This window comes from Actinophytocola sp., from assembly GCF_045807065.1.
Taxonomy (GTDB): Bacteria; Actinomycetota; Actinomycetes; order Mycobacteriales; family Pseudonocardiaceae; genus Actinophytocola.
Window position 1 is genome coordinate 1 of the sequence record NZ_JBJMIE010000629.1, and the last position, 4,952, is coordinate 4,952.

The following is a 4,952-nucleotide window of genomic DNA, read 5'->3' on the forward strand; positions in this document are numbered from 1 at the left end:
AGGAACAGCGCGAACAGCTCGTTCGACAGGTCGTAGTGCCGCTCGATGTTCCGCCGCGCGCCGTCGACCGTGTTCTGCTCACCGGAGGGCTTGTGCGGCCGGGCGAGCTGCCGGAACGCCCGCAGCGGTCGGGGTACCAGGTCGTCCATCCGCGACGCGAACGACGTCAGCACCTCGACCAGCGAGTCGCTGGTCCAGTCGCCGACCATGTAGGCCTCGCCGAGGCCGATCGTGCCGTCGCTGCCGAGGCGGTGGAAGAAGTTGGCCGGCTCGACCAGCCGCATCACCGGGGCGTCCGGGCCGCCACCGCCGAACCGCCGGCCGTCCGGCAGCTCCACCGCGATCGGCAGCCGCCGGACGGCGTGCAGGAACAGGCGCCGCGCCACCGCCGCCCGGAAGGGCGAGTCGGGCGGGGTCGCGAGACCGGGCCACTCCCGCTTCGCGGGACTGGGCACCTTGGACGAGGACGAGTCCACACTCACGTCGTTCCTCCTGGACCAGACCGAAGATCTTCCCATTGTGGCTACCGATGGCACCTGACAGAAGGGGGGCGCGCGGATGAGCGGGTGAACAAGCTCGTACGTACTCGCTACGCACGGGCCCCGGTTCCGGCCGGTCAGGCGGTCGACGGGGTCGCGACGAACTGCTCCGGGATCGCGAACGCGTCGACCAGGGTGCGGGCGTGCGGGCGCAGCGCCTTGCAGAGGGCGTTGACCTCCGCGACCACCTTCTTGGCCAGCTGCGGCGTGAGGCGCCCGTGTTCGAGGAACCAGGCGCGGTCGGCCTCGATGGTCGACAGGGCGCAGAGGTCGCAGACCTGGCTCAGCAGGTCCCGCGCGGCCGGGTCGGCGCACTCGTCGACCGCGGTGGCGAAGGCGTCCAGCACCAGCCGGTCGATGTGCACGCGCCCGGCACGCAGCACGTGGTCCTGGGCGTCGTTGAAGACCTCGAACGCGTCGCCGTCCGACGACGCCGCCGCACGCAGCCGGCGCGCCAGCCCCTCGAGGACGTGCTGCTCGCGGTCGGCGAACAGGTCCGTCTGCCAGGCCCGGTCCCGCGGCTCGGGCCGCCTGATCGACCGCGCCGGCAACCGCTCCAGGACCGCGCCCATCACCTGCTCCGCCACCAGCCGGGCGGTGGCGAGCGGGCTGAGGTCGGCGAAGTTGTCGCGGTAGTCGGTCAGCAGTCCCTTCGCCACCAGCTGCAGCAGGACGGTGTTGTCACCCTCGAACGTGGTGAACACGTCGGTGTCCGCCCTGAGGCCGGGCAACAGGTTCTCCGCCAGGTACCCGGCACCGCCGCAGGCCTCCCGCGCCGCCTGGATGGTGGTCGTGGCGTGCCAGGTGGCGACGGCCTTGATGCCGGCCGCCCGGGACTCCAGCACGCGCTGCGCCCGCTCGTCCGGCTCCGCCGCGCTGTGCACCTCGTGCAGCATCGCGACCAGCTCCTCCTGCGCGAAGTGCAACGCGTAGGAGGTGGCCAGGGCCGGGAGCAGCTTGCGCTGGTGTGCAAGGTAGTCCAGCAGGACGATCTCGGTGTCCTCGTGGGGCCGCCGGAACTGGCGCCGTTTCTCCGCCCGCCGCACGGCGATCGTCAGCGCGCGCTGGGTGGCGCTGCCCGCGCCGCCGGCCACGCTGATCCGGCCGCGCACCAGCGCGCCGAGCGTGGTGAAGAACCGCCGGCTGTCGCCCTCGATGGGGCTCGTGTAGCGGCCGTCCTCGGCCACGTCCCCGTAGCGGTTGAGCAACGCCTCCCGCGGCACCCGCACGCCGGAGAACCACAGGCGGCCGTTGTCCACCCCGTTGAGCCCGGCCTTGGGTCCGCAGTCCTCGATGCGCACGCCGGGCATCGGCCGGCCCGACGCGTCGCGCACGGGCACCAGGAACGCGTGCACGCCGTGCCCCCGGCCGCCGACCTCGAGCTGGGCGAACACGACGGCCATCCGCCCGTCCCGCCCGGCGTTGCCGATGTAGTCCTTGCGCGCGTCGTCGTCCGGGGTGTCGATGACGAACTCACCGTCGGAGTAAGTCGCGGTGGTGCGCAGGTGCTGGACGTCCGACCCGTGTCCGGACTCGGTCATGGCGAAGCAGCCCGGCAGTTCCAGGGACATGATGTCGGCCAGGTACTTCTCGTGGTGGCGGGTCGTGCCGAGCATCTGCACCGCCCCGCCGAACAGCCCCCACTGCACGCCGGCCTTCACCATGAGCGACAGGTCGCCGTACCCGAGCAGCTGGAAGGAGACGACCGAGCCGCCGATGTCGCCCGCGCCGCCGTACGCCGGGTCGAACCCGAGGCGCGGGTGCCCGGAGTCCACCAGCTCCCGCAGCTGGTCCCACACCAGCGCGCGGTGGGCCTCCCGGTCGAGGTCGTAGGTGTCGACGAACTTGGCCCCGGTCATCCGCTCCCGCAACCGGCGCCGCAACTCCCTCCACCGCCCGTCCAACACGGCGGTGAGCGCCCCGGGATCGACCTGATCACTCATGAACCATCAATACCCCGTCCACCACCAGCCCACACGGTGACCAGGCGCACGCGTCCTGGGCGTCCTCCTCGGGTACGTGGCAGTTTCCGGCTGAGGACACCGTTGCCGGGGCAGGTCCGCGTAGGGTCCCGAGCCGTGCTGCGGATCTACTTCGACGACGCGGACCTGTCCCGGGTGCGGGTGGCCAAGGCACCGGACCCGTTGTGGGAGACCGTTCTCGGTCTGTACCGGCTGACCACCGACGTCGCCGGGGCCTTCGTGTCCAGCGGCTGGCAGCGGGCGGCCCGCGTCGCCGTCCACGAGCGGGGACTGCACGGCGCGGTCGGCATGCTCCGCGCGCTCGTGCCCAAAGTGGGTTACTTCCCCGACTTCCTCACACCGGCCGAGGCGGGCGAGGGGTTGGCCGCCGGTCTCGCCGCGGTCCGGGACACGCCCCGCGACCGGCTGTCGCGGGACATCGGCTACGCGGAGCGGACCCGGGAGCTGCCCCCGTGGGCGCACCGGCTCGGGCGTGGGGAGCGCGGCGTCCTCGACGACGTGGTGCGGGCCATGGAGCTGGTACACGGCGCGATCGTCCGCCCGGTCTGGGCCGAGGTGGAGGCCGCGGTCGGCGTCGAGCGGTCGCTGCGTGCCACCGCACTGCTCGACGGCGGGGTGGACACCATGCTCGCCTCGCTGCGGCCGGTACTGCGCTGGGACCCGCCCGTCCTGTCCGCCGACTACCCCGTCCCGCTCGACGTGCGCCTCGACGGGCGCGGGCTGCTGCTGATCCCGTCGTACTTCTGCTGGGGCAAGCCGGTCGTGCTCGTCGACCCGGCCCTGCCGCCGGTACTGGTGTACCCGGTCGAGCACCCGCCGAACTGGCTCGAGGGCGTGGCCGGCCGGCACGGCCGGCCACTGGAGGCACTGCTCGGCCGGACCCGCGCGGCCGTCCTCGCCGCGCTGGCCACCACGTCCACCTCCACGGAGCTCGGTGCGCGCCTCGGCATCTCCACGGCATCGGCCAGCGAGCACGTCGGTGTCCTGCGGGACGCGGGCCTGGTCGTGAGCCGGCGCACCGGCCGGACCGTGCAGCACGCGCTGACCCCGCTCGCGGACGCGGTGCTCGCCGGCCGGCTCCGATCATTTCGGACCTGACCGAATGGTGTCGCCGCGACGACGCGATCCGCGCACCCTTCAACGGTAGGAAATTCCCCAATCGTGGAGGTCTGATCGGCATGCCGAGATGGCATATCCGGGTGGGCGTGGTGGCGGCCGCCCTGCCCGCTGTCCTACTGGCCCTGCCCGCCCAGGAGGCGGCGGCACGACCGAACTTCCAGGCGCCGTTCCCGTGCGGTACGGCGCTGCGGGCCGAGTCCTTCGCGCACGCGCCCGCGATCGACATCTTCCGCAACCCGACCGAGGCCACCGAGGGCGCGCAGCTGGTCGCACCCGCGCCCGGCGTGGTCAACCAGTCCTACAGCAACCCGGCGGGTGCCGGGAACATCATCCAGATCAACCACGGCGGTGGCTGGTTCACCACCTACCTCCACCTGCAGTCCCGCACGGTCGGCGTCGGCACGCGGGTCGTGCGCGGCACGCCGATCGGTCGCGTCGGGCACACCGGCGAGACGTCGAACGGCGTGTCCCACGTGCACTTCGAGATGGCGATCGACCGCAACGGCGACGGCCAGGCCGAGTGGGGCTACCCGAACGACGAACGCACCCCACCGGTGTTCAACGGCGTCACGTACGGCCAGGCCAACTCGCAGAGCTACCAGATCACGAGCCGCAACTGCGGCACGGCGGTCGACGAGATCGGCGTCTTCCGACCATCGACCGGCGGCTGGTTCTCCCCCGGCCGCACCCTCGCGTCCAACTGGGGCGAGCCGGGCGACCGCCCGTTCGCCGCGGACCTCGACCGGGACGGCATCGACGAGATCGGCGTGTTCCGCGCGTCCACCGGCGACTGGTTCACCCCGGGCCACACCGTGCGCACGAACTGGGGCGAGCCGGGCGACCTGCCGGTCACCGGCGACTGGAACGGCGACGGCGCCGCCGAGCTCGGCCTGTTCCGCCCGTCGACCGGGGACTGGTTCGCCCTCGGCCGCACCCTCGCGACCAACTGGGGTGAGCCGGGCGACCTCCCCGTCGCCGGCGACTGGGACAACGACGGCGCCGACGAGATCGGGGTCTTCCGGCCGTCGACCGGCGACTGGTACTACCCCGGGCACACTCTGGCCACCAACTGGGGCGAGCCAGGGGATCTCCCCGTCGCCGGCGACTGGAACGCCGACGGCACCGACGAGATCGGCGTCTTCCGGCCGTCGACGAAGACGTGGCACAAACCCGGCGCCGTCATGCACAGCAACTGGGGCGAGCCGGGCGACCTGCCGATCGCCGGCAACCTCTCCTGACCGGCGCGCTCGGGACGGGAAAGGCGCGCTCGGAAGTCCCGAACGCGCCTTTCCCGGCAGGTCCCGGCGTCAGA

Annotated in this window: 3 protein-coding genes and 1 pseudogene; 2 read left to right on the plus strand and 2 right to left on the minus strand. The window is 72.7% G+C overall.

The window, feature by feature from the left end; all coding sequences use genetic code 11:
* Together ACJ73U_RS36700 and ACJ73U_RS36705 are read right to left on the minus strand one after the other, a co-directional pair.
* Positions 1-482 (minus strand): annotated as a pseudogene (locus tag ACJ73U_RS36700) (cyclopropane-fatty-acyl-phospholipid synthase); the annotation flags it as partial.
* A gap of 134 nt (positions 483-616) precedes the next feature.
* Positions 617-2,482 (minus strand): acyl-CoA dehydrogenase, encoded by a 1,866-nt coding sequence (locus ACJ73U_RS36705; RefSeq protein ID WP_407782357.1) that lies wholly within the window; start codon positions 2,480-2,482, stop codon positions 617-619.
* A 135-nt stretch (positions 2,483-2,617) separates the two neighbouring features.
* Here ACJ73U_RS36705 and ACJ73U_RS36710 point away from each other — a divergent pair, with 135 nt between their 5' ends.
* Positions 2,618-3,619, plus strand: a complete 1,002-nt coding sequence (locus ACJ73U_RS36710) for a helix-turn-helix domain-containing protein (RefSeq protein ID WP_407782358.1) — start codon at positions 2,618-2,620, stop codon at positions 3,617-3,619.
* A gap of 80 nt (positions 3,620-3,699) precedes the next feature.
* On the plus strand, positions 3,700-4,878 hold the full coding sequence (locus ACJ73U_RS36715; protein WP_407782359.1) for a M23 family metallopeptidase: 1,179 nt from the start codon (positions 3,700-3,702) through the stop codon (positions 4,876-4,878).
* Positions 4,879-4,952 lie beyond the last annotated feature (74 nt).

Excerpts from the sequence above, each read along its gene's own strand:
- ACJ73U_RS36705 (WP_407782357.1), bottom strand. The coding sequence starts at position 2,482 with ATGAGTGATCAGGTCGATCCCGGGGCGCTCACCGCCGTGTTGGACGGG.
- ACJ73U_RS36715 (WP_407782359.1), top strand. The coding sequence starts at position 3,700 with ATGCCGAGATGGCATATCCGGGTGGGCGTGGTGGCGGCCGCCCTGCCC.